This window comes from Granulicella sp. WH15 (genome assembly GCF_009914315.1).
Lineage (GTDB): Bacteria > Acidobacteriota > Terriglobia > Terriglobales > Acidobacteriaceae > Edaphobacter.
The window spans coordinates 1,712,618-1,737,086 of sequence record NZ_CP042596.1; the positions used below are offsets into that span (position 1 = coordinate 1,712,618).

The window sequence follows — 24,469 nt, forward strand, 5'->3', positions numbered from 1 at the left end:
GAAATTGCAGGAGCCTGGGAACGTCTGATTTTTGTTTGAGAAGAAAGCGTGGGAGCTGACGAAGCGTCCCAGAGGAGATCACGGGCCAGTTTTTAGGGGAAAAGGGTTGCATCAGAGACTCTCCTTGAGTTCTTCAAATGACCTTTGGCAGATCCGTAGTTGACCGGCCGGGGAGACCTGCAGGTGCAGGCCGGATTGCTGGAGCGCGCGGTGGATGAGGTCGGTGTTGGCCGGGACCTCGCCGTCTACCCGAGCAACGATGGTGATCCAGGGACTACCGCAGGTGGGACAAACCGCCGGTGTGTTCGCAGCATCCGGTTCGCTGTCCTGAACGTGGAGCGTCGAGCCCGTAGCCGTGATGGTTATCTCACGGTGGCGGAACTCAATCGATAGCCGCTTCGTTCTTTTCATGGCGTCCTCGGTGAAGCGCGATGAGCTGGCGATGTCGTTTCCGAGCCTGTGAATCAGCATTGCTATACTTGGCTCGTCTGGATTCCGTAGAGATTCCGAGTCAGCTTTCCTCGGCACACCTGTTCTCCCACGGCGCCGAAATAGCGTCCTCAAGCCCGACTCAATCTCCCCTCAATTAAGGCTCAATCGACCTATGTCCTTTATTCCGAATCGTTTGATCAGGTTTGAGGAGTATGCAATTGATCGCGACCGATGGCAGTTGATCTGGCGTAACGAACCCCTGCCGCTCAATAGGAAGACCTTCGACCTGCTTCTCTACCTGGCAGATCATGCCGACCGGGTGGTGGGGAAGGACGAATTGCTGCGTACGCTCTGGCCGGAGTCGTTCGTCGAAGAGAGCAACCTGACCCAGCACATCTTCCTGCTTCGCAAGGCGCTCTCCCGGCATGAGTCGGGAGCAAAGATTATCGAGACTGTTCCCGGGCGTGGGTATCGCTTTGCAGTCGCAGCCTCTGCGGTCGAGGGGCAGCAGAACCCCGGCAATCAGATGGTTATCAGTGCGAGCGAGTCCATCACCCGGATTACCCTCGAAGAGGAGGAAGAGGACACCTCGAAGCTGTCTTTTCAGGAACTTGAGGTCAGCCACCCGCTACTGTCCGCTCCATCCGGAAAGCGCCGTCTCTATTGGGTAGCGGGGGGATTGGTCGCCGTGGCGGCGGTTTGCGTAATCGGCTGGTTCGGCTGGCAGAGATGGATGGACCGCACCGGCGGCCCACCGGTTCAGGTAGTTGTCACAGGAATGGACGGGACCACTGGCGATTTGACCCTTGACCGCGCCCTTCTGGCAGCGCTGCGAATCGACCTCTCCCAAAGCCCTTTTGTCTCCCTCGTCCCCAAGGACACGGTGAACGCCACCCTCGTCGAGATGAAGCAAAAACCGGATGACCCGATCACGGTCGTTACCGCCAGGGATCTTTGCGAACGGACCAATAGCCAGGCCGTCCTTCACGGTATGGTCGTCCGCAATGGCACGCACTTTCTCCTGACCGAAGAAGCTACCAGCTGCGTCGATGGCACTACCCTCGCCAGCGCCCGGCAGGAGGCAGGCAAACCCGAGGAATTGCCACGGAGCATCGACAGGCTGGCCGAAAGTATCCGCCGGAAGCTCGGAGAATCCCGCAATAGTGTGGCCCGCTTCAGCGCGCGGCTCTCACCTGCAACGACCGCCTCCCTCGAAGCACTCAAGGCCTATAGCGAGTCCTCGCGAATGTCTGAGCAGGGTAAGTTGCCCGAGGCTATCAATCTGCTCAAGCAAGCCGTCGCTGACGATCCAGGCTTCGCGGTGGCCTGGAATGATCTCTGGGCTTACACCGCCAGCGTCAATGGCGATCCGATCTCTGCCCGCGAGGCAATTCAGAAGGCATATAGCCTGCGCGACTCGGCCGGAGCCCTCGAACGCCTGACCATCACGGCCCACTACGACATGGTCGTCGTTGGGGACCTCTTTGAATCCGAAAGAAACTATCAGGCCTGGACGCAGCTTTATCCCCGCTCAGTCATTGCCTGGAACGGCCTCTCGCTTACCCAGCAAGAACTGGGACACTATCCTGATGCTGAGATCTCCGCCGCTCACGCGGTGGCGTTACGGCCCAGGTACGCCGGCTTGAACCTCAATCTTGCACTCGCTCAGATGAGTACGGGAAATGGGCAAGCGGCGCGCGCTACGTGCCAGCACGCCATAGACCAGGGGATCGACAGCGACCATCTGCGTGCGGGCTGTCTCTCGGTCGCTTACATGCTCCACGATTCGGCCATGCTTAAAACTCAGAGGGACTGGGCTGCCGCTCATCCGCAGACGCCGTTGTTCACCATCGGCGAGGCGGGTATTGCCGTTGGAGAAGGCCGCTTTGGCGATGCGGGCAGGCTGATCGCCCATGCGGCCCAAATCCTGCGTAATCAGGGGCTTGGGAGCCAGGCAGACGCCTATACGAGAAGCATGGGTATCAATCTCATCGAGGCTGGCGACATCGAAGCAGGCACGCGTATGTTGCGTGCCAGCCCTCCCGATCCCGAGAGCGGCATGGATCTCGTGGGTCTCGCTGAGATCAACGACATCGCCGCTGCCACTGCGGGCGTTCGGGCGATGGAGAAAGAACATCCGCAAGGCACGCTGTGGAAGCTTTACTGGGAGCCCATCATCCATGCCCAGATTGCCATGGCCAACCGCAAGCCCCACGATGCTGTCACTCTGCTCGAACCTACCCACCAGTTCGACTCCAAGGGCATCGACCTGCCTATGCGCCGGGGTCTCGCTTACCTTGCCGCAGGCCAGCCCGCGTTTGCCGAAAAAGACTTCCGCTACGTTATCGCGAATCAAAGACTAGATCCTACGTCGAGCTTCTACCCGCTGGCATGGCTCCAGCTCGGCCGCGCTCTTGCAAGAGAAAACAACCGCACTGCCGCAAGCGATGCCTACCAGCACTTCCTTACACTCTGGGTCCATGCCGATCCCGACGCCATATTTGTGAGACAGGCCAAGCAGGAGCTTGCCTCTTTGCAAACGGTCGCTCCGGCCCAATAAATGGGCGAAAGAAGAAGCTGAATACCTCAGAACAAGAAAGCGCCCGGCTCCCCTGGGGGCTCCGGGCGCTTCTATTACTGGACCTACTTTAGTTCCTTGGTAATCGCGTCCGCAGCATTGCCGGCCACGACCCAGTTTGCCGATCCGGCTACGACGGCTTCATCCTCGAACCAGAGGAATCCGAAGTCGTCGATGCACTCCGGAAAATCCGGTTTGATGATGATGTATCCCGGAATCACGGCACCCGGAATGTAGGCGTTGTCGGCGCGGTTGTTGCTGTATGTCTTCGTCTTGGAGACCGTGCCGACGCCAGCTACATACGAAGTGCTGGATACCGGATGCGTGCCGAGAATGTAATTGACGGCACGAAGCGTATATTCGGGGCTCACAAGATCCGGAAACGCTTTGTGCAGGAAGTACATCCGGACGGCCACGTCAACCACGGCCCCCGACCCGCCCCAGGTGCGCAGGCTCGGGGGAACGCCGAACGGGGTGGCGTCCAACTGCTTGTCCAGACCGGCCATGTAGGTCTTCACCGCCTCCCGCATCTGATCTTTCGCGCTCGCATCCAGATAGGGCAAGGCCCGGACTGCCGTCCAGCCACGCAAGTCCAGTTGCTGCGGGGTGATCATCTGGGGAAACAACTCCTTCAGACGGGACTTGTAGGGCTCGGCTCCATTCGTGGCAATGGTCAGTTCCAGAGCCGCGGCCCAGTCCTGTCCGACGCCAAAGCCGGTCCGAGGATTTGGAGGTGCGCTAGTCGTGCCAGAACCTGTCGGAGCGCCAGAGGCTGCGCCCTGAGAGGCAGCCAGCACGCCACCTCCGGGAGCGCCCGCTGGAGCCGCTCCGCTGCCGCCCGACATATTCGGAGTTGGGTGAGCCTTCTCGTCGTTCCATGCTTTGATCGCGGTATCAAGGCAGTCTTTCGCTAATGCGTCATCCCAGCCTTTCAGGGCATCGGCCGCTGCGGCCAACGCCGCGATGCCGTTCCATTGGTAAGACGGGTTCGTCGTGGAGAAGATCCAGCGGTCGTCCGGCCTGCCGGAGTAGCCGTCCTTCACTTCATTCAGACCGAGCTTCGGATCGTAGATGAGGCCGTCGGTCTTCGATGCTCCGTCTCCGAGGTGCGTATATTGGCGTAGATCCGGCTCGTGCGTGCCGCGGATGGCATGGCCGATATTGTGGAATTGCGCCAGGATGAGCAGTGCGCCATGCTTGACCTGCTCCACCGCGTCCGGCACGCCATCGGGACGGTGCATCTCAACCTGACGTGTGGTTTCATCCACGGTAAGCTCGTCGTACTTGAGGTTAAATTCGCGATACGCCAGGGCCAGACTCTGAATCACGTTCAGTTGCGCGGGCTCTTCCAGGTCGAAGTCTCCGGCGTCGTACCAGCCTCCTACGTTCATTCCGGGAATGTGATCGCCGCCCTTGTACTTGCCGTCCGTTGCCGTGGCCTGATTGAAGCCGTCGAATTGCTCCCCAACCACGGGCGCCAGACGGGCATCGTCAAGGTGTGAAGCGCCATGCCACACGCGGTAGCCTTCGCGAACGGAGACGTGGTCCATCTGCTCGGCAATGTGATGGTCCAGGCTGTCCTGCCAGACGTGAGCGTAAGCGTCTTTGGAGATAGGGAAGGGCGCTGTACGCTGGTCCGCGTACTGGATTACATAAAGGCCGGGGTCCTTGACCGGGGTGAAATCGAACTTCGAATAGGTGTAGCGCAGCCACGGCGTGGAAGGCGTGATCGGGCCTTCGAACACCTGCTTGTACGATCCGTCCTCCATCAGACGCATCACTTTGGCCGTCTTTGGGCCGTTGTACTTCGGGTCTAGCTCGAGCACAGCCACCTTGGAGAAGCCCGGCGCATAGCCGACCTGGCTGTGTGCGATCATTGGCGGCCGCGTCCAGTTCGGAATCACGTCCGGCCGGATGTGCCATACGATGGCTCCGGTGGTCTTTCCCGAAGGAATGAGCGAGCGCAACACAAACCAGCCATTCTGGGCGCGGTTTCGTCCATCGAACAGCATGAGGTCGGATGTATCCGACTTGACGTTGACCCGGGCCAGTTGGTCGTCGATCCCCAGGGTGATGCTCTTGCCCTCTGCGAACGGCAGCGGCTGAGTGTATCCCTTGGCCTTATCCCAGTCCTCCAGGTAGTAAGCCTTCTTCGGTTCGTCGGCCAGCGGCAACACCTTGACCATCGGATCGTTAGGCGTTCGCGGGAAGATACCGGCTTTGGTTCCGTCCACCAGGTAAGCCTTGCCCATGTAGATCGAGGGCAGGAACTCAAGGTTGAAGCCCGCTCGTCCGGCCAGTTTCTGGGGTAGCGGCTTGTCGAGATTGATGCTGACCTTCACGCCGCCTGGTTCCGCTGCGACTTCCAGGGTGTAGTTGAGATCAAAGGTAGGGAAAGCGAGGTTGGCGGTGAGCCGGTCGTTCGCCTTATCGGCCTGGCGGTCTTTGAGGGTCGCTACCAGGTCCCACTGTTCGGGCGTTGGCATCAGGCGCACGTCGCCGTTCGTGGCAATGCGCTGGCCGTGAAGAATCATCTCCATAGCCGTGTTCTTTTGGTCAACGAAAACGGGATGGTAGGTGCTGTCGTAGAGAAATACGCTAAACCCTTGAGTATCGAGGTAATTCTTGTCGGTCACCTTCATGGCGAAATCGGCGCCGAACAGGCTTGGGCCAGCAGTCAGGACCAAGAGAAGACACGCTTTAATTCGGGTAAGCATAGATTTGGATCAACCTGCTCCTTTGCCGCAATTTACAATGACATGCACACAGTCTAAGCGCCGTTTGTGTCCCAGGTATGGTTTTTTTGTGGGGCACAAAAAATGGGTAAACTCAGCAGTCGAAACTGGAGAAGACTCGCCGAGTTCCAGGTCTCAACAGCAAGACATGAACTTGGCTACTGTCTACTGTTGGGCTGGTGGCGCGGCGCACTCGAAGCTGGCGGCGTCATTGGTATCGCCCTTGCCCTTGTAGCGTGCCATCTTCGGATAAGGGCAGAGGGGGCGGGACATGGTCTTGGTGGGGGCATTGGGAGTCTTACCCGATCCGATGAGCATTTCAGGCGCGATGCCTTTCTCGACCCATTGCTCAAGCGAGAGCATCAAGTCGTGTTGCGGATCGGTCGCGTCTGCGCTGCCTGTTGGAGCGATTGAGGTGGGACCGGCTCCGCCATAGCAGTGGCCCATGCCAGGGATCATGAAGAGTCGATAGAAGGTATCGACCGGATTCGAACTGTCGCTCCTCGGATCAGGGTACTTGCTCATGAACGCCTCAACGTTTTCGTAGTAAACGACAGAACCGCCGGGGGGAATGAGGGCGTCAGACCAGCCATGGTATTGAATGAGCTTGCCGCCGTGGTCTCGGAACGAGCGGAGATCGGGATTGATGGAGTCGACCACGGGCGAGCCTTTGCGATCGGAGAACGCGATGTCCTTGTCGAAGTCCAGCGTCCGGAAGTCCCAGTTCTTTTGCTCGAACAGGGCCTGCCCGAAGTACGTGTCGCCGAAGGAGGACGTGCTCTGCCGCGAAGGAGTGATGATGGTGCTGCCTGGAGCATTTTCGATCCCGGGAGGATAGCCGGGGTAGATTTGCTCGCCAGTCCGAGGATTTTGGGGGCCCTCGTAGATCTTCTTCAATGCGGCAATCTGAGGAGCGGTGAGGCAGTTGGGGGCGTCTGTGCCTTTGCAAGTCAGCACGGCGGGGTCGAAGCGGCAGAAGCGTGGATCGGAGATTAATCCGTCCTTGACGCCGTCAATCGTATCGCAGGCGGCGATCACAGCACTTTGGATGAGGGCTCGCTTGGCGATAGGAATTGCACTGGGAGAGTCGGCGAACTGGGCTTGCTCGTTCCAGACCAGACCGGCAGCCCAGTGTGACCAATCGTTGCCCGGATCTCCGACAAGAATGCCGTCAAAGTCCTCAGGGAAACGCTGGGCCACCATCAGGGCCTCACGGCCGCCATCTGAGCATCCAGAGAAGTAAGACCGAACCGCGTCGTGGCCATAATATGCCTTGATGGCTGCCAGTGCGGTGGCTCGGGTCTCGCCAAGCGCGCGATAGCCAAAATCGATCAATTTCTCAGGGTGTCCAATTGCAAACGCTGCCGATCTTATGGCTTGTCGGCCGTCGGCTGACATCCCACCTCTATGGCCGTCGTCGGTCGCCGCTGCAACAAAGCCGTGCTGCAGGGCTCCGGCCAGCGGAGCCTCGTGAATGGCGCCGGCCCACCCTCCGTTTCCGAGCTGTTCGTAGTTGTCATTCCAATTTTCCGCAGGGAGCCATATCTCGATTCCTATTTCAGAATCGCTGGTCGGACGTGCCACAGCCTTAACCTCGCAGTGCGTGGCCAACACGACGGTGGTATTGCCTGCAACGGTCGGCAGGGAACTGGCAAAGGAACCGGCTTGCACCAAGGTCGCCGAAGTAATCTCTACCTTCGGCACTTGAAGGCCTTTCAGCTTTTCGCAGGATTGCTGGGCGAAGCTGGATTGGCCAAACGCTGTCAACAGAAGCGCGAGAGAGACGTCCAGATACCTGTTACTCATTCGATCACGCCTTCGATGGGGTGGTCTGGGTCGAGGGGGAGTTTCTCGAACGATTAGCTGCAGCGGTACGGTCCCGAAACGAGCTTCACTCGATCGGAATCATCTGAGTTGTCCGTCACAACTATCTGGAATGTCTCGCCGCCCGGCGCGACCCGAACAACAACATGGCCGTCCAGACTCTTCATCTTTGAGTTGAACTGGTTATTGAACACTTTGTTTTCTTCCATCGTGCATGTTGCGAATACGTCACGGTCGCCCGGATAGAGCTTGCTGCTGAACATCCGGCGCAGCGGTAAGGTCGACGGATGGGAGACGTACCAGGCTGGAATGATAAAAGCCTCGGGGCGAAGCTCACGGACGAAATTCGGTCCGACGGCATCGAAGAATGCGTGATGGTCGGCGATGGCGACTTCCACCGGACCCGCAGCCTTGGCGGCGGCGGTTTCGATGTCGCGCCAGGGCTCTGTCGATTCCTCTTCTGTTCCCGAGGTGAGATCGCCACCTGTGAAGTAATCAAACTTCCCGTAGCTAAGACGAAGAGCAATTGAGCACATGTTCTCGTTTGGATAATCCTGCTTTGCCAGCTCTTTCAGATCTGGAAAGGTCTTATGAGTCTGTTCTCCAATTCCTGTCCATACCTCTCCGTTGGCAGCGAGGTTGCGGACGGTAAAGTTTTTGTAGCGGTCGGGATGTTGGACGAGATGTATCTGAGTCGAGCTGCCAACGGTGATGCGCTCCGTTGGTTCGCCGAGGCGCTGGCGCGAGTGAACATAGTCCATATAGTTCTGAGCGAAGGGAGCCTGCCAAGGTGTTGGGTAGCTGTAGTCGGGAAAGGCCCTGTCAATCAGCTTTTGGATCGGTACCTTTGCATCGACGTCCGTTATGCCCGTTAACTGATAGTTGCCCTTGGTGGACGGCACCACCTCTCCAGTGGGATCGCCCAAATGGTCCGGATGGATGTGGGTGATCAGCGCATAATCCAACTCCTTTCTCCCTGCGGGTTTCATCTGCCTCAAGGCATACGAAGCAATCCATTCTCCCGGTCGAACATGGGTATCCGGCTTCTGCGCGCATGAAACCTTTGTGGAATCCTTCGTCACGCCAGCATCTATCAGGAAGGTTGTCCCATCGGGGCCAAGGATGAATGTTGAATTGCCGCGACCATAAGCTAAATGGTGGATGTCGAGCATTCCGGGCTGCCAGGGCTCCAGTGTCGGAGAGATGCCTTGTGCAAAGCCTCGCACGGAGTTGTATAGTCCGGCCGCAGAGGCCAGTTGCAAAAACCTTCGTCTCTTCATATCGCTCCAGTAAAAAGCACAATCGTTGACTCGGTGACTGGCTATACAGAAACAACGCCTCTCAACAATGCGGTCAAAAGGCGTTCGGTTGGTTGCAATTTGCTAAAAAAGAAGCTTCAGCATGAATTGCAGCGATCTTGGACCGCCTTGCTGGTAAAGCGCCGACGATCCGCCCAAGCCATTCGACAGCGTATTGGTGGCTTGGCCCATCAGGACGTTGTTGCAGGTTGCTCCCGGGGCAGTCACGCCGCAGGTTGTATTCACGGTCCCGAATGCCGGATGGTTGGCGACGTTGAAGGCTTCTGCGCGGAACTGAAGCTGTGAGCGCTCAAACAGTGGGAAGCTGCGTTGTACGGCGAAGTTCGCTTGATTCTCTCCAAATCCTCGCAAGAAGTTACGCGGAGCGTTGCCAGCCCCCAATGGACTTGCAGTGACGCTGAAGATCGTCGGATCAACCTGGCGACCGCCCGGGATTCCGGCTTTATTCACGTAGGGTTGTTTGCCGTTGTAGTTGAGTTCACCAGAAATTTGATATCCCGTCGCCGGATCGACTACCGCTGGACCGACAGGCTCGTAAGGAAAGGCACTGCGGGCTACGAACCATAGGTCTGCATTCCAGTAACCGAGCACCGACTTCACAAACCGATTCTCGTAGTTTGTCGGCAGGTTATAGACGAGAGCAGCCGTAAAGTTATTGCGGACGTCGTTGTCCGAGTTTCCTCGTTGGAGCGGGAATGCGGCAGTTCTGGAGTTGTCTGCGGTCGCCCAATCTATGGCGTGAGACCAGGTATAGGAGGCCAATGCTTGAAGTCCATGATTCAACTGGCGCTGGTACTTCATCTGGAGACTGTTATAGTTCGAGCCCGGACCATTCACAAATAAGTAGAACGTATTGAATAGCGGATTGAACTTATTTACGGAATATTGCTGGATCGTCGAAAGTTTACGTCCAAGGGAAACAACGTAGCCTACCGTGACAGTCTGTTTCTGGCCGAGTGCTTGCTCCAGGCTGCCATTCCACTGTATTGAATATGGCGGAACGATGTTGTTCGCTGGGTAGTTCAAGAATGAATAGGGTGGATTTATAGTAACGGGCAGTAGGATCTGGCTGGCTGTTAGTGGGAAAGCGTGACCAGTATAGGTGCCCTGCGATGCCGCACCGAGGTTCGTGCCGCCACCATAGGTTCCGTTCAGAGAGATGGAATCGTAGAAGAGGCCGCCGCCGCCACGGAAGACAAGTTCATGGCCGGGTGCGTCGTAGATCGTAACTGCTACGCCGAGCCGCGGCGCAAAATCCGTGTAGGTCGTCTGAAAGAGCGGGGCACCGGGTTTAGACAGTCCCAGCGACGATGGATTATTGACGTTGCCGGTATATGTAGTCGTCGGAGCACCAGAAACTGAAGGCGGCGGGTTAACATCCCAACGAAGCCCGAGGGATAGACTCAGGCGCGGGAAAAGATGCCATTCGTCCTGCACGAAGAGCCCGAGGTTCTTGGTTGTGGGGTCAGTACGCAAAATATTTTGCGCTGTGATAGAGGCAGCATTGCTCAGGACAGTGTCTGCGTTCGTAAAATTGTAGACGACACGTGGACCGCGCGAAAGCGTTCCGTCTCCGTAATAAGCCGTAGTCTGCAGGTAGTTGACTCCTGCCTTGACTAAGTGCCTCCCGTGCGACCATGAGACTGTATCGAGCGCATTCGGCTGGTATTGGCTCGATCCGTCATTTTCCTCATAAAAAAACGATCCACTTGGCAATGACATTTCAATCAAAGTCTCGCCGGTTGGATTCGGCAATCCCTGCGCCGTATACAAGTTGATCGGGACAGCGCCGCCTACATTGCCCGGGGTGTTGAGCCCGTTGAATACGGCCGATGAATACTGCAGCCGGAGTTCGTTCGCGATGTTTCCGCGCAACGCATGATCCAATCCCAATAGATAGATCCGGTTCCGAGTGTTGGTGGCACTTAGGTCGAGCGCCGTCGGCCCGCTTGTATTGCTGATTGTGTCGCTGTAGCGAGCGAATAATCGCATGGTCGGCGCGATCTGGTAGTCAACGCGAGCGTTGATAGAGTTGATGAGACCTCTGGTTGTCGCGCTGAAGATGAATGGGGAACCTCCGAGGCCGTTGTCTACGCACTGAGGGTTTGTAGCCGTCGAACAATTTGGCAAGGGGTAGGCATTCAAGAGCGGCTGGAGTGCGGCGGGTGCATTCGCGCGCAGGTTCTTATATGCGGGATTTGTATAGGTGGCGGTGTTGAATGTGCCGTTTGACGGAACAGTGGTGATTGATGCCGCCGATGGAAGAGTCAGACGCAGCCCTTCGTATGAGAAAAAGAAAAACAGGTGGTCTTTGCCTGAATACACTCGGGGGATCGAGATCGGCCCACCAAACGTTCCGCCAAAATCGTTTTGGCGTTCTTTGGGTGTTGGAAGAGGGCTGGTGCTATAGGTGTTGAACCAGTTGTTGGCGTCGAATGCGGAGTTTCGGAGATAGTCGTATGCAGTCCCGTGATAGTCGTTGGTGCCTGACCGAGAGCGGAAGCTTACTTGCGCGCCTGGCAGCCGACCGTATTCCGCTGAATAGCTCGAAGTCGCGATTTTGAATTCTTCCATCGCATCTACGGAGATGATCGATTGCGTGGTTCCGAGCGCGGTTCCGCTTGGCATTGCGCCAGCAGATCCAGCATAGCTGTTGTACGCGGGAGCATTCATCGCGCTTGCGCCGTCTACCGTAAAGTTGTTGGCGTCGGAGCGCATACCATTGACGCTGAACTGCCCCTGATTGTTATTCGCTGGAGTGGCAGCAGAAGCCTGTGGCGTGTTGGTCAATACTCCTGGCGATAGGGCAACCAGGGATTGGAAGCTTCTGCCGTTCATCGGTATGTCCGCCACAAACTGGCGATCAATCACGGTGCCTACGGTTGCGTCCGACGTGTTGATCGGTGCGCCTTCGCCAGTTACTGTGACCGTTTCGGAAGTCGATCCCACGGCCATCTGGAAGTTGATCTGCAGTACATCTTGCGTGTGCAGAAATAAATCTTCTTTGAGGATTGTGCGGAAGCCTAATTTTTCAATCTGCATTTGATACGGGCCAACTGGCAGTGAGGGAATGCTGTAGTTCCCGTCTTTGTTGGTCTTCGCCTCAAATTTCTGGTTTGTATCGGTGTTGATGGCGAGCACGCGTACGTCGGGGATGAAGGCCTTCGAGGAGTCCTGGATCACTCCCGTTAGACTCGCATTGCTTCCCTGAGCAAACACACGACCGGCGAAGAACAGCACAAAAAACAAGTAAGCAGCTAGGCGGCGCATTAGGATGGATTTCTCCTCTGAGGTCTGTGAGCAGATTGGGTGGCTACATCCGCAAGTACGGGGCCAGCTCGGGATCTGTACCGCTTCTCTCAGAGAAGTAATCTAATCTTCACAAAGGAAAGCTACGGGTGATTTGGCTCGCGCCGTAGCGATGCATAGAGGAAAGGCTTGCCACTAGGCTTTTCGATCTGCTTCCCGGGTTCGATCGTAACGAAGACCGCATCCAGTCTCGCGAGTTGCTCTGGATTGTCCACACGTAGCGTCCAGCGGCGGTTCGTCTCGCTGTCCAAGTAGAGTAAACCGAGATTGATGGGTTGGCGGTCGTTCGCGCTTGTCCGCCCCCAGACATGAAACGTGCTGGTCTGTTTTACTCCGGGCTGACGATCCAGATCGTACGCGTAAAAGATCAGCGATTTTGTTTTGGTATAGAACACGCGACCAAATGGTTTGCGCGCCTGCCCGGTCTCATTCACATCCATGATGTCCGCTATGTAGAGATTGCGGGCACCAATAAGGTCGCGGATATCTTTGTCGGACGCAAGGTATTGCTCATCGTTCTTTGTACGCTTGTCCTGATCATTTACCGCAACAGTGAGACCTCCCACTTGGCTCTCCAAGGATGCGATTCGCACGAGGTCTTGTTTGCGTTGCGACCGTAAGTTGTTCAATTCGTCCTGCACGGTCTGATAAGACTGCTGAGCATCGCGAAGCCGTGCGTTGGCGGCATCTCTCTGCTCGGTGAGGCTGACGATCTGCGAGGCGGCGTCCGTTTTGGATGCCGTCAAGGAAGCTGTGAGATTATCCAGGCGAGCCTGCGCCGCTTTAGCATCCGCGCGCAACTTCTCGATTTGCGCGCTGCTTGTAGACACGAGAGATTGCAACTCTGCTTCGTGTCTTTGGGATGCTTGCAGTGCGAGCTTTACCTTCTGCGTGTCACTATCGACGTTGCTCGTCTGAACAGGTAAGAACGTGGGAACGATAGCAGCGTCTCTGTGTCTACGTTCTCCAAGATGGTATGAACCGAAGCCTATGCAGCCCAGAATGGATGCTGCTGCAACTCCGCGCCACACGATAGAAGGCACGAATGGAAAAGGTGAGAGATGTTTTGACTTCGTGTTCGGCGGGGAATGTTTTGCCGTATCTAAGAGTCGCGCTAATGCCGATGTTTCATCGAACTGTGCAACTTCCGGTGTTGACCGATGAAGATCGGTCAGCATCGACATACCTTCATTGGCAAGGCTTTGATATTGTGCGAAAACTTTGTTGCACTCCGCACACTGATTGAGATGAGTCAAGAGGGCCGCCGATTCCTCCGTCGTCAGGGCACCTGCCGTGGCGAGAGCGCAAAGCTCTTCATACCGATCATGGTCGAATTGAGAATGGTTGTCGGTCATTCCTTCTCAGTATCCTTTAGTTCCTGCACGATGCCGTTTTTTCTTAGTTTCTGAAGGCCGCGATAGTAGTGGTGCCGGACGTTTTCCGGCGATTCGCCAAGTTGTCCTGCAATCTCTTTGAGCTCAAGCCCCTCGAAGAAAAACAACTGCAATGTGCGCCGCTGCTTTTCGGGCAGTTCGCACAATGCGATTTGTAGCTGGGCTAGATTCCATTTCGACACAATGTGATGTTCCACATCATTTGTTCCTGCCAATGTATTCGCGAGATCTGCCACATCTGTACCAAGGTAAAAATGTCGGCGATGCAAAAAGTCTCTGCGATCGAGCGATCGAGAATGTGTCACCTGAACGATCCAGGTTTTCGCACTTCCCTTGGATTGATCAAACTGAGCAGCCTTTTGATAGAGGTAGAGGAAGACGTCTTGTACGATCTCTTCTGCTTCACCCGCGTCGTGAAGGATGCGATAGGCCATGCTGAAGACAAGGCGGGAGTATCGGCGGAACAGCTCCGAAAGCGCATCCTGATCACGTTCTTTGAGAGCAGCCATTAGGCTCTCATCGGTGGAAGAAGGCACCTTTTCTTCGATTGGAATCACAGACGCAACCGGACGCTTCTGCTTGGCCCTGAGGAAGGGCAACGACAAAGCACGCTCTGGAGGGCTGCTGAATGACACCGAATACTCTCGCTTGGAGGACGCAAATCATGCGACAACCGAACAGTAGAGAGCCGTCGCATGACTCCACCGTATCCTTCGAAAATACACTGAAAATCCTTAGTTTTCCCCTGTATCGCTCTCACATTAAATTTAGGAAAACCATTGGTACAAATCTTCGATGACAGCCGTATTCACTTAAATCCAGTGCATGCCTGGGCGTGAAGTCTCCAACTAACAGATGTGTTGTGGAACTTGCTGCAAACGTGCTCTAAACCGCGTATTTCTTCCTAAGCCCGCTTTCAACCCCGGCTCAATTTTCTGTTTGGCTCGCTCAAGTGTAGGGAAGCAACAAGCTCCAAGACCAGCCGATGTCTCGAAGGCCAGAACCGCATCGCGGAAGGCATCGGATGCTCCAGGGATTCCAGCCAGATCATTGACCCAATCGTGATACTGCTTCTGAATGCGATCTTTCGCATCGAGAAGTGACTCATCTTTCCGGGCTCCTGGCGCGCGATGGGTGCCGTGGGGGAAGAAGAGCAGGAGGACGGAATTTGAAGTAAGCATCAAAGCCGGTACATCGATCTGATGATTCAGTATTGCGTCCCTGAGCCCCTTGGCACGCTCATCGAGCAGCGCCAAGCGAGTGTTCACGTCCTTCGCCGTAATCCAATCCTGGAATCCCGACTGACCGATCGCCACCGAAACCAGACGCATGAGTAGATGGAAGTAATCTGCGTTTCTCGCATGGAACGTATCGGATGTATCAGGATCTTTCGCGTGGGGAGAGACGAATAGATAGTAACGACTGTCCTGATTCTGATGGCAATCAATCAGGTCCACAAGATTCTTTGCCATACCGAGTGGCTGGTTCTGCAGAATACCCCCATCGGAATACGTGTAGAGTTGAGGGTCCTGAGCCCATTTCTCAAGATTGGGAGAGGGATAGTCGTTTGATTCTATCTTTGCAGAGCGCGACACATCTTGAGGACGAAAGGCAACGGGAAATGCCCCGCAAGCGACGGCAGCCTGCCGTAGTGGCTCCCAAAAATCTGAGGTGTCACTCATAGCATCGACGACCTCGCGGGACAACTGATCACCGTAGTCGATGTATGTGAAGCGACCTCCCGGGGTAACGTCGTATCCATAGGCGATGCCATTCAAGTTAGTCAACGCCACGCCCACGCGAATGAAATCGCCGACTCCGCTGTGTCGTTCCTTCGGTGACAGCTCTCCTTCATAGCGAGCCAGTAATGCCTCTTTCGAGATTGTCTCGATAAGGGTGGAAGAGAAGAGTGAGTGCAGGGCTGGTTCGCTGTCCTCGGGCTTCTGAAGCTCTTCGAGCGAGATTCGTTTGACCCAGATGTTGTATAGCGGGTTATCGTATGGCCCGACAAACTCGCCCGCTCCGTACATAAGCTTTTGCGCAAGGATGATGGCGGTCATGCCACCGGCAGATGCGCCTGTCAATACGTCGATAACGATTCGATCGCTTGCGGCAGTCGCAGAATTATTGTTGTGCTGATGGACAGCATCCAAAACCTCATAGAGCACACCAGCTTCATAGCTCCCAAGAGAGACTGCGCCGGCAATCGTGATGGCTAGTCGTTTCGGCATGATCGACACCAGGAAATACCGGAGGGAACCCGGTGGAATAAGACGCTGCTAGGGCCTAGTTCCTGCGAAGCGTGTCTGTTTGCGAGGGGAATGCACTTGCAATTTCGCCGGAGGGCATACAGCGAGTCAAGCGAAATCTTAAAAAGCAATTCTGTAATCGATTGGGTAACTCAGCGGAGCCACTGTACTCCTTGCGCCGTCCTGTTCGCTATCCCTATTTTGATCGATCGAGCAGATTTACGATCTGCTCTGGCTGATACTGCTTGCCGGGCAGACCCCGAAAGTTTGGTCAGGTTTGGAAAAATAAAACGGGTGGAGCAAATGATCTGGAGTTGATATTTGCTTGATTTCTGAGGAGATAATTGGTGGACGCGGAAGGAATCGAACCTTCAACCAGTCGATTAAGAGTCGAATGCTCTGCCAATTGAGCTACGCGTCCAATGTGAGGATCGAGGATGATAGAACCATGTTGTCGATGGTCCAGAGCGGCGCTTGATACGGAGCCGGGCGGCTCTTACGCGCACAGCAACACTCTCTCACAAACAAAGAATAGCACAGTTCGACCCGGCTTGAGCAGGGCGGAAGTGGAAAACGTTACTCCAATATGAATGAGCTGCGGAGGAATTTGTACGGGACTCCGGCTGACGCGTGCTAAGTTCAACCCATGCCCTCAAAGTGGATCTTTCCCCTGCCTGCGCTTCTTGCCTTGTCTGCCACGATGTCTGCCCCGCTGGTGGCCCAGCCCGCCGCGCCCGCGCCACGGGCCGCGCATGACTACACTGCGACTCGCAAGCCGGAGCTGACGCAGAAGTTCGTGGATTTCTTGTCGATTCCGAATGTGGCTGCCGATCCGGCGGGGCTTAAGAAGAACGCTGACTTTCTGGTGGAGCAGCTCTCGCAGCGTGGATTCGCGGCACAGTTGCTGACGGCTCCGGGGCTGCCTGCGGGGACGCCGCCGGTGGTCTTTGGCGAGATTAAGACGCCGGGTGCTACGCGGACGATTGTGCTCTATGCGCACTACGACGGCCAGCCCGTGACGGCTTCGGAGTGGGAGAATGGCGCTCCGTTTACGCCGGTGATGAAGCAGGTGAACGGGGAACCGTATGTTTTTGCGCGTAGTGCCGGGGATGACAAGGCCGCGATCTTTGCGCAACTGACGGCGCTCGATGCGTTGAAGGCTGCGCACATTCCTCTGAAGGCGAATATTCGTTTTGTATGGGAGGGCGAGGAGGAGGCCGGTTCGGTTCACCTGGAGCAGATTCTAATGGCGCATCGCGATCTGATCGGCGGCGATGTGTGGCTGGTGTGCGATGGGCCGGTGGACCAGACGCGGCAGCAGAATGTGATCTTCGGCGCGCGCGGCGATACGCATATGCAGATCGTCGTCTACGGGCCGAGCCGGTCGCTGCATAGCGGGCATTATGGCAACTGGGCTCCGAACCCGGCGATGATGCTGGTGCAGTTGCTGGCGGGGATGAAGGATGGGGACGGCAAGGTGCTGATTCCGCACTTTTACGAGGGGGCTGCGCCGCTGGGACCGCTCGAGAAGCAGGCTCTGGCTTCGGCTCCGATGAACGATGGGATGTTGCGGCAGGAGCTGGCTCTGGGGCATACGGATGGCGGCGGCAAGCCTCTGCGCGAGCTGCTGAATCTGCCTACGTTGAATATTAACGGCATTGCCTCGGGGCAGACGGGGACGCACTCGACCAACTCGATTCCTCCGAGCGCGATTGCGAATCTGGATATGCGGCTGGTGGTCGGGATCGACTGGAAAGTACAGCAGCAGCGGGTGATTGATTATGTGAGGTCGCAGGGATATTACGTGACCTCGGCTGAGCCTACGCGGGCGGAGCTGCTGGCGCAGCCGAAAGTGGCGTACATGAAGGGCGATGTGGGGGAGAATGCTTCGCGGACGCCGATGGACCTGCCGATTGCGGCGGATGTGATTGAGGCTATCAAGGGTGCTCGGGGAAAGGTAATTTTGCTGCCGACCTCGGGCGGGACGGTGCCGCTGGATGCGATGGAGCGGGCTGCGAATACGAAGACGATCAGTGTGCCGATTGCGAACCATGACGATAATCAGCACGCGGCGAATGAGAATCTGCGGATGCAGAATATGTGGGATGGGGTGGAGACGATGGCGGCCCTGATCGATATGAAGTAGGGGCTTGGGCGCGGCGGGCGATGGCTATAACAGGGCCAGGATGTCGTCGGGTTCGGGGCGTACGCGTGGGTCGGCGTGGGCCTCGGCGAAGGCGATGATGCCGTCCTGGCGAATGAGGAAGACCGCGGGTAGAGGTAGTCGCCACGAGGCCTCATCCGCGGTAGCGTAGGTGCCGCCGGAGTTGGCGAAGGGGATATTGACCAGGATGGATTGGAAGTAGCGCCGCGCGGCGGGTGGCACCGTGTGCATGATGCCGAACTCGGCGGCGAGTGAGCAGCCGGGGTCCGAGAGCAGGGGGAAGCTGAGGCCGTGCTGCTGGGCGGTGAAGTCGTTCTGGCGGCGGGTCTGTGGCGAAACGGCGGTGAAGAAGGCTCCGCGTTCGCGCAGGGTGGGGTAGAGATCGCGCCAGGCTTCCAGCTCGGTGACACAGTACGGGTCCCAGCGGCCACGGAAGAACGAGAGCACCAGCGGGCCGAGAGCGAGCAGGTCGGAGGAGCGGACGGTCTGGCCGGTGCTGGCGTCGGTGAGCGCGAAGCTAGGCGCGGGCGAGCCTGCGGACAGGATGCGGTCTTCGATGCCGGAGGCGAAGAGGTCGGCGGTGGCCTGCTCGGAGACGGCGAGGCGGTCGGCCTGGACGAGGGCGCGGGTGCGGGTGGTGATGGCGTCGAGCCGATCCTGTAACAGGGAAGCCATACTCCATTATGCAGCGGCGGGACGGCTTGGCGAAGGTGACCTGTGTGACGGCGGCGCTGTATGATTCCGGCCATGAATGTAGCTGGTATCAATCGACGCAACTTTCTCCGCACGGGCGCTCTCGCCGTGGCCGCTGCACAGGTGCCCTTTGCACGGGCTTTTCAGGGCCGAACGGCCGCCGCGCCGGTGAGGCTGGGGATGGCGAGCTATACCTTTCGCCAGTTCACGCGGGCGCAGGTGATCGGGTTTATGAAGGAGCTGCGGCTCCATACGATCAACTGCAAGGACGCCAAGGATCATCTGCCCTCGACGTCGATTGCGGAGGAGCAGCAGGCGATTGAGGCTTATCGCGCTGCGGGAATTGCGATTACGGGCGTGGGGACGATTTATTTTCCGAAGGACGAAGACGCCGATATCCGCGAGAAGTTCGAGTACGCCAAGCGGGCCGGAGCGCGGGTGATTGTGGCGGGCGATCCTGACCCGGCTGTGCTGCCGAGGATCGAGCGGTTTGTGCGCCAGTACGATATCCGGCTGGCGATCCATAATCACGGGCCGGAGGATAAGATCTATCACTCGCCGCTGGATGTGCTGCGCGTGGTGAAGGGGATGGACCCGCGTATTGGCTGTTGTCTCGACGTGGGCCATGCCATGCGCGCCGGTACGGATGTGGTGAAGGCGATCCACGAGGTGGGGCCGCGGCTCTTCGACGTGCACATGAAGGATCTGGCCAAGGCGGATGCGAAGGATAGTCAGGTGGAGGTGGGGCGGGGCATCATGCCGGTGCGGGAGATCTTTCAGGCGCTCATCGACATCAAGTATCCGGGGTATGTTGATCTCGAGTACGAGATCAAGGAGAACGATCCGATGCCTGGGGTGGTGGAGAGCTTCGCCTATATGAGGAAGGTGCTGGCCGGGATGGGTGTCCCGGCCTGAGTTTAGCTATGGCTCAACGCGGGCAGGTGAGAGGCTCGTAGGTCTTGGGCATTCCGGCGGTGGGGATCATCATGGTGCCGCCGTAGCTGTTCTTGGTGGGGATGACGGCGCGGCGGCCGTTGTTGAGGACCAGTCCCTCGACGGCGTGGATGTTGTAGGTGCCGGTGGGCTTGCCGAAGGTCGTGAACTCGTTGTAGTCCACGCGGATGGAGTTCTTCTTGAGCGAGAGCAGGTGCTTGCGGAGTTCGTCGGAGAAGACGGCATCGTAGCAGTAGCCGTTGGGAACGACGGTGAAGATGAGGACGGGGATGTCGCCATTGGGACCCTTGGGGATGGGGTCGGTCCAGGGAGTGGAGCCGTCGGCGGTCCAGTCCATGGTGAGGGTGCGGATGTGGGGACGGTTGGTGAAGATGCGGTCGACCGCGACGCAGAGAAGAATGCAGATGGCGGCGGTGGCGACGGCTGAGAGGGTGAGGCCGCGGCGGCTGATCTGGATGAGGCAGACGGCGACGGCGAGCAGCAGGACGAGCAGGATGGCGAAGCCTTTGGCGCGGGCTTCGGGCCAGCTCCAGGGCTTGAGGGAGACCAGCAGGACGAAGAAGATGAGGGTGAAGAGGAGCGAGAAGGAGGCTCCGAGGCGCGGGCGGAACCAGGCGATTCCGGAGAGCGCGAAGAGGAACGCGGCGGGGAGATACCAGAAGCTGGGGCCGCCGGTGGCGAGCAGAACCAGGGCCAGGGAGAGGCCGATGAGGAAGAGGTAGGTACCGGAGAAGATCTGGAAGATGCGGGACGGCCAGGGGTTCGCAGAAGGGACGGCTAGGTCGTTCATCAGGCTCTCCGAAGAGGGATATTTTTATGTCGGGGTCTTGGGGGTATTGTAGCTGGAGTGTTACAGGTCTCGGGATATTGCGTGGGCGTGCTTTTTCTCGATCTGGAGCAGTGGTCGCCAGAATTTCACAAACGGAGTGATTGACCTCGGTCCGAATCTTAGATACAAACAAATATCTTCAAGAAAAAAAATCAGTTGAGTAGGTGTGATGAAGGCCCCACTTTGTAGAGTTGTCCCTTTTGCTGCCTGTCTTTTACTGCTTTCGTCGATTGGATGCAGCCCCAATAACTCGGGAAGTAACTCCACTCCCCCACCCGTTGCTCCTGCCGTCTCCACCCTTTCGCCGACGTCGATTGTTGCGGGGAGTCTGGGGAAAACCCTGACAGTTACAGGATCGAACTTTGTTCCAGGTTCGGAGATCACCTGGAACGGGACCGAACGTGCGACCCTCTATGTCTCTTCGACCAGCCTCCAGATGGCGTTGCTCCCCGGCGATCTGTCCTCGGCAACGACAGCGCAGGTGGGCGTAACTGATCCCCCGGATGCAGGTGGCTTGTCTTCGGGAACTCTTCCTTTTTCCGTCTCGGCATCGCCTATACCAAACCCGATTCCCGTGCTGACATCGCTCACACCCTTATCTGTTCAGGTGGGTTCCAGCCAGACGTCCATTACCCTGAACGGAGGGAATTTCGTCACTGGTTCGATCGTCACCTGGAACGGACAGGCAGTAACGTCGTCTTATCAGAGCTCGTCGATTCTGACGGTACAGATTCCCGCCGCAGACGTGGCGGCTGCAGGCACCGCGCAGATCGCTGTGGTCAATCCGTCTCCTGGCGGCGGAACCTCTACGAGCCTTACCTTGATGATTAATGCGGTTGGAGCATCGGGGCTGACCGTGGTGAACGTTCCGGCAAATGATCTGGCCTGGGATGCTGTGAACCAGTCGATCTATCTTTCGCTGCCGAGCCTGGCTGGAACCAACGGCAATGCGGTACAGGCGCTCAATCCAGTTACCGGAGCTCTTGGTACTTCGACCTTTGCTGGGAGCGAGCCGAATCTGCTCTCTGTCTCCAGCAGCAGCAAGTATCTGTATGCCAGCCTGGATGGAGGAGCCAGCGTGCAGCGTTTTGCACTGCCTGGGTTGACGCCCGATATCTCCATTCCACTCGGGGCAGATTCGTTTGACGGCCCTTATGTGGCGTTGGATCTGCAGGCCTCGCCAGTGGCCGACGGCACCGTCGCGGTGGTTCGGGGGACGCCAGGGATAAGCCCGGAAGAAGAAGGCGGGGTGCAGATCTACGATAACGCTGTGGCTCGTCCGAATGCACTCTGCGGATTCATCGAAATCGGCTGTTCAGGTACCGGTGGAGATCTCTTCAACTCGATTCAGTGGAACTCCACCGGCACCGAGATGTTTGCGCTGAATACGGAGGATACCGGCTTCGATTTTTACACGGTCCCTGTAACTGCGAGTGGATTTGGGACAGTCAAGGACTATGGCGGAGTGGCGAGTGGATTTTCCGAGGGGTTTCATTATGACTCCACGACCCAGTTGCTCTATACCGATGGCGGCACCATCATCAATCCTGTAGATGGGACGAAGGTCGGTCAGTTCAATGCCTCGGGGATCGCTGTTCCTGATGGGGCGAACGGAGTGATCTTCTTCATCGGGCAGCAGTCGGGGGCCATCAACGGTACCTATACGATCGAGAGCTTCGATATCAATCGCTATACTCCGATCGGGACGCTGGCGGTGCAAGATGTGGTCGGAACGCCGACGCACATGATCCGCTGGGGAAGCAATGGGCTGGCGTTTACGAGTGAAAGCAACAATATAAGCTCTACGGCGCCAACGGGGCAGGTCTATCTTGTCAGTGGATCGTTTGTCTCGACGAAGAGCAGAGAGCCTGGTGCGCCGGTGGCGAAGGATGTACACCGGACGTGGACAGCGCACTCATCCAAAAGCATACCGAAGCAGAAATAAACAAGGGCCCCTGTCGGAGAGAATCCTCTCCGACAGGGGCCCTTTCTTTATCTACCGAACTTCTGGCGTCCCTGCATCTGGCTCATCATTCTTTGCTGGGCCTTCATGCCGCCGCCGGAGCCCATGGTCTTGAACATCTTCGACATCTGGGAGTACTGGCGGAGGAGGTTGTTGACCTCCTGAACGCTGGTGCCGGAGCCTGCTGCGATGCGCTTGCGGCGGCTGCCGTTGAGCAGGTCGGCGTTCTGGCGCTCCTTGTTCGTCATCGAGTTGATGATGGCTTCGACGCGTGAGAACTGGCTCTCGTCCACGTTCTCCGCCGCCTGGGCGATGCCCGCGAACGGGCCGACCGAGGGGAGCATCTTGAGGATCGACTTCATGCTGCCCATCTTTTTGATCTGGCGAAGCTGCTCGCGGAAGTCTTCGAGCGAGAAGCCCTGGCCGCTGAGGGCCTTCTTGGCAAACTGCTCGGCCTTGCCCTTGTCCAGCTTCTCTTCGGCGCGCTCGAGCAGCGTGGCGATGTCGCCCATGCCCATGATGCGGCTGACGATGCGGTCGGGGTGGAAGGGCTCGAAGGCGTCGGGCTTCTCGCCGGTGCCGAGGAACTTGATGGGCGCGCCGGTGATCTGGCGGATCGAGAGCGCCGCGCCGCCGCGGGAGTCGCCATCCATCTTGGTGAGGACAGCGCCGGTGATGGTGAGCAGGTCATTGAAGGCCTTGGCGGAGTTGACCGCGTCCTGGCCGGTCATGGCGTCGGCGACGAAGAGGATTTCGGATGGGTTGAGCAGCTTCTTGAGCTGCGCCATCTCGTCCATCAGGGTGGCGTCGATGCCGAGGCGGCCCGCCGTGTCGACGATGAGGATGTCACAGCCGAAGTTGGCTGCGTCGCGCTTCGCCTCTTTGGCGAGGCGCAGCACGGCGTCGGTGTTGGCCTCGCCTTCGTTCAGCTTGCCCTCGTAGAGATTGGTGCCGGTGCTCTTGGCGACGATTGCGAGCTGCTCGCGCGCGGCGGGACGGTAGACGTCGACCGAGACCAGCATGGGGCGGTGGCCGCCCTTCTTGAGCCAGGCGGCGAGCTTGCCGCTGGTGGTCGTCTTACCCGATCCCTGGAGGCCCGCCATCAGGATGACCGAGGGGGGCTGCGAGGCGGTCTTGAACTTGGCGACGTCCTTGCCCAGCAGGGCTACCAGCTCGTCGTGGACGATCTTCACGATCTGCTCCGATGGGCTGAGGGCGGTGGTGACCTGGGTGCCCATGGCCTTGGTGCGGATCTGCTCGACGAGGGTGTTGACGACGGTGAGATTGACGTCGGATTCGAGCAGCGCGACGCGGATCTCGCGCATCGCCTCGGCGATGTTCTCGTCGGTGATGGTGCCCTGGCCGCGGAGGGTCTTGAAGGAACGCTGGAGTTTGTCGCTTAGATTCTCAAACATGTCAATTATGAGTTTACCAGCGGCGGGGCTGTTGTTACGCGAAGCGTCGAGAACCGCACGAAGTGCCGCCCGTCCGGCGTGAGGACGCTTTTAATCTGTTGTCCTTTGGGCTTCTTTGGTCGTGTCGACCACGATGGTCTCGGCGATGCGGTCGTGGACGCACATGCGGTTGCGGTTGATGAAGTATTGGACGAAGCCGAAGCCGCCTTCGAGCAGGGATGCTCCATAGCCAAGGCCGCGTTCGATGGACTGCCACCAGCCGATCTCGTCGTGCGAGAGCGAGAGGACGCGGATGCGCATGATCCATTTTCCCGGCGTGCGGCCCTTGCCGAGCTTGAGGGCGATGGCGAAGTATAGGACGGATTCGAGAAGCTCTTTGGCCTTTTCGGCGGCCCCGTGGAGGATGGAGGGCCAACTGGTGGGATCGAGGACCTGGTTGGCGTGCGCGCCGAGATGGGAGAAGGGAAGTCGCAGCAGAAGCAGGATGCCGAGGTCGATCAGGATGGCGGCGGCTCGGCTCCAGAAGCTGGCGAGAGGCAGGCCGTCGAGCGCGTCGTAGCGGGCGGGTTCGTGGGCGCGGAAGTACCGTGTCCTGAGCATGGCGGGTCGCT

16 protein-coding genes and 1 tRNA gene are annotated in these 24,469 nt (G+C 57.8%); 4 read left to right on the plus strand and 13 right to left on the minus strand.

The window, feature by feature from the left end; genetic code table 11:
- Positions 1-111: 111 nt before the first annotated feature.
- Entirely contained in the window at positions 112-471 is a 360-nt protein-coding gene (locus FTO74_RS07145; protein ID WP_162537525.1) for a hypothetical protein, read from the minus strand.
- Positions 472-625: 154 nt separating this feature from the next.
- Between FTO74_RS07145 and FTO74_RS07150 the strand changes: the two genes are divergently transcribed.
- The gene (locus tag FTO74_RS07150) at positions 626-2,992 is read left to right on the plus strand and encodes a winged helix-turn-helix domain-containing protein (RefSeq protein ID WP_255462547.1); all 2,367 of its coding nucleotides are present in this window, start codon (positions 626-628) and stop codon (positions 2,990-2,992) included.
- Positions 2,993-3,075: 83 nt separating this feature from the next.
- Here FTO74_RS07150 and FTO74_RS07155 read toward each other — a convergent pair whose 3' ends face one another.
- From FTO74_RS07155 to FTO74_RS07190, 8 genes are all read right to left on the minus strand, one after another.
- Positions 3,076-5,550: a glycoside hydrolase family 9 protein gene (locus tag FTO74_RS07155; protein WP_255462548.1), complete on the minus strand. Its 2,475-nt coding sequence runs from the start codon at positions 5,548-5,550 to the stop codon at positions 3,076-3,078.
- 360 nt (positions 5,551-5,910) lie between these two features.
- Positions 5,911-7,551 carry a tannase/feruloyl esterase family alpha/beta hydrolase gene (locus FTO74_RS07160; RefSeq protein ID WP_162537528.1) on the minus strand — a complete coding sequence of 547 codons (1,641 nt, stop codon included), beginning with the start codon at positions 7,549-7,551 and terminating at the stop codon, positions 5,911-5,913.
- Between the two features lie 53 nt (positions 7,552-7,604).
- Positions 7,605-8,849, minus strand: a complete 1,245-nt coding sequence (locus FTO74_RS07165; protein WP_162537529.1) for an MBL fold metallo-hydrolase — start codon at positions 8,847-8,849, stop codon at positions 7,605-7,607.
- Positions 8,850-8,951: 102 nt separating this feature from the next.
- On the minus strand, positions 8,952-12,158 hold the full coding sequence (locus FTO74_RS07170; protein ID WP_162537530.1) for a TonB-dependent receptor: 3,207 nt from the start codon (positions 12,156-12,158) through the stop codon (positions 8,952-8,954).
- 122 nt (positions 12,159-12,280) lie between these two features.
- The gene (locus FTO74_RS07175; RefSeq protein WP_162537531.1) at positions 12,281-13,552 is read right to left on the minus strand and encodes a hypothetical protein; all 1,272 of its coding nucleotides are present in this window, start codon (positions 13,550-13,552) and stop codon (positions 12,281-12,283) included.
- On the minus strand, positions 13,549-14,148 hold the full coding sequence (locus FTO74_RS07180) for a sigma-70 family RNA polymerase sigma factor (RefSeq protein WP_162537532.1): 600 nt from the start codon (positions 14,146-14,148) through the stop codon (positions 13,549-13,551). Before FTO74_RS07180 ends, FTO74_RS07175 begins: the two co-directional genes overlap by 4 nt.
- Positions 14,149-14,439: 291 nt before the next feature.
- On the minus strand, positions 14,440-15,822 hold the full coding sequence (locus FTO74_RS07185; RefSeq protein WP_162537533.1) for a patatin-like phospholipase family protein: 1,383 nt from the start codon (positions 15,820-15,822) through the stop codon (positions 14,440-14,442).
- Positions 15,823-16,185: 363 nt separating this feature from the next.
- Positions 16,186-16,261: transfer RNA gene (locus tag FTO74_RS07190), tRNA-Lys, on the minus strand.
- 225 nt (positions 16,262-16,486) lie between these two features.
- Between FTO74_RS07190 and FTO74_RS07195 the strand changes: the two genes are divergently transcribed.
- Entirely contained in the window at positions 16,487-17,986 is a 1,500-nt protein-coding gene (locus FTO74_RS07195) for a M20/M25/M40 family metallo-hydrolase (RefSeq protein WP_255462550.1), read from the plus strand.
- Positions 17,987-18,010: 24 nt separating this feature from the next.
- Here the strand turns inward: FTO74_RS07195 and FTO74_RS07200 are convergent, their stop codons facing one another.
- Positions 18,011-18,679 (minus strand): redoxin domain-containing protein, encoded by a 669-nt coding sequence (locus tag FTO74_RS07200; RefSeq protein ID WP_162537534.1) that lies wholly within the window; start codon positions 18,677-18,679, stop codon positions 18,011-18,013.
- 72 nt (positions 18,680-18,751) lie between these two features.
- Here FTO74_RS07200 and FTO74_RS07205 point away from each other — a divergent pair, with 72 nt between their 5' ends.
- Positions 18,752-19,612 carry a sugar phosphate isomerase/epimerase gene (locus FTO74_RS07205; RefSeq protein WP_162537535.1) on the plus strand — a complete coding sequence of 287 codons (861 nt, stop codon included), beginning with the start codon at positions 18,752-18,754 and terminating at the stop codon, positions 19,610-19,612.
- A gap of 13 nt (positions 19,613-19,625) precedes the next feature.
- Here FTO74_RS07205 and FTO74_RS07210 read toward each other — a convergent pair whose 3' ends face one another.
- Positions 19,626-20,441: a hypothetical protein gene (locus FTO74_RS07210; protein WP_162537536.1), complete on the minus strand. Its 816-nt coding sequence runs from the start codon at positions 20,439-20,441 to the stop codon at positions 19,626-19,628.
- A gap of 208 nt (positions 20,442-20,649) precedes the next feature.
- On the opposite strand from FTO74_RS07210, the gene FTO74_RS07215 reads away from it, so the two are divergent.
- The gene (locus FTO74_RS07215; RefSeq protein WP_162537537.1) at positions 20,650-22,425 is read left to right on the plus strand and encodes an IPT/TIG domain-containing protein; all 1,776 of its coding nucleotides are present in this window, start codon (positions 20,650-20,652) and stop codon (positions 22,423-22,425) included.
- A gap of 47 nt (positions 22,426-22,472) precedes the next feature.
- Here FTO74_RS07215 and ffh read toward each other — a convergent pair whose 3' ends face one another.
- Both ffh and FTO74_RS07225 read right to left on the minus strand, forming a co-directional pair.
- Positions 22,473-23,858 (minus strand): signal recognition particle protein, encoded by a 1,386-nt coding sequence (gene ffh, locus FTO74_RS07220; RefSeq protein ID WP_162537538.1) that lies wholly within the window; start codon positions 23,856-23,858, stop codon positions 22,473-22,475.
- A gap of 90 nt (positions 23,859-23,948) precedes the next feature.
- Positions 23,949-24,458, minus strand: coding sequence for an RDD family protein (locus tag FTO74_RS07225; RefSeq protein WP_162537539.1), 510 nt, complete (start codon positions 24,456-24,458; stop codon positions 23,949-23,951).
- Positions 24,459-24,469 lie beyond the last annotated feature (11 nt).

What these genes read in the sequence shown, in the direction of transcription:
- FTO74_RS07165 (WP_162537529.1), bottom strand. Translation starts at nt 8,849, where the DNA reads ATGAAGAGACGAAGGTTTTTGCAACTGGCCTCTGCGGCCGGACTATAC.
- FTO74_RS07215 (WP_162537537.1), top strand. Translation starts at nt 20,650, where the DNA reads ATGAAGGCCCCACTTTGTAGAGTTGTCCCTTTTGCTGCCTGTCTTTTA.
- FTO74_RS07155 (WP_255462548.1), bottom strand. Translation starts at nt 5,550, where the DNA reads ATGGAGATGATTCTTCACGGCCAGCGCATTGCCACGAACGGCGACGTG.
- FTO74_RS07145 (WP_162537525.1), bottom strand. Translation starts at nt 471, where the DNA reads ATGCTGATTCACAGGCTCGGAAACGACATCGCCAGCTCATCGCGCTTC.
- FTO74_RS07205 (WP_162537535.1), top strand. Translation starts at nt 18,752, where the DNA reads ATGAATGTAGCTGGTATCAATCGACGCAACTTTCTCCGCACGGGCGCT.
- FTO74_RS07210 (WP_162537536.1), bottom strand. Translation starts at nt 20,441, where the DNA reads ATGAACGACCTAGCCGTCCCTTCTGCGAACCCCTGGCCGTCCCGCATC.
- FTO74_RS07200 (WP_162537534.1), bottom strand. Translation starts at nt 18,679, where the DNA reads ATGGCTTCCCTGTTACAGGATCGGCTCGACGCCATCACCACCCGCACC.
- FTO74_RS07170 (WP_162537530.1), bottom strand. Translation starts at nt 12,158, where the DNA reads ATGCGCCGCCTAGCTGCTTACTTGTTTTTTGTGCTGTTCTTCGCCGGT.
- FTO74_RS07160 (WP_162537528.1), bottom strand. Translation starts at nt 7,551, where the DNA reads ATGAGTAACAGGTATCTGGACGTCTCTCTCGCGCTTCTGTTGACAGCG.
- FTO74_RS07195 (WP_255462550.1), top strand. Translation starts at nt 16,487, where the DNA reads ATGCCCTCAAAGTGGATCTTTCCCCTGCCTGCGCTTCTTGCCTTGTCT.
- FTO74_RS07185 (WP_162537533.1), bottom strand. Translation starts at nt 15,822, where the DNA reads ATGCCGAAACGACTAGCCATCACGATTGCCGGCGCAGTCTCTCTTGGG.
- FTO74_RS07175 (WP_162537531.1), bottom strand. Translation starts at nt 13,552, where the DNA reads ATGACCGACAACCATTCTCAATTCGACCATGATCGGTATGAAGAGCTT.
- ffh (WP_162537538.1), bottom strand. Translation starts at nt 23,858, where the DNA reads ATGTTTGAGAATCTAAGCGACAAACTCCAGCGTTCCTTCAAGACCCTC.
- FTO74_RS07225 (WP_162537539.1), bottom strand. Translation starts at nt 24,458, where the DNA reads ATGCTCAGGACACGGTACTTCCGCGCCCACGAACCCGCCCGCTACGAC.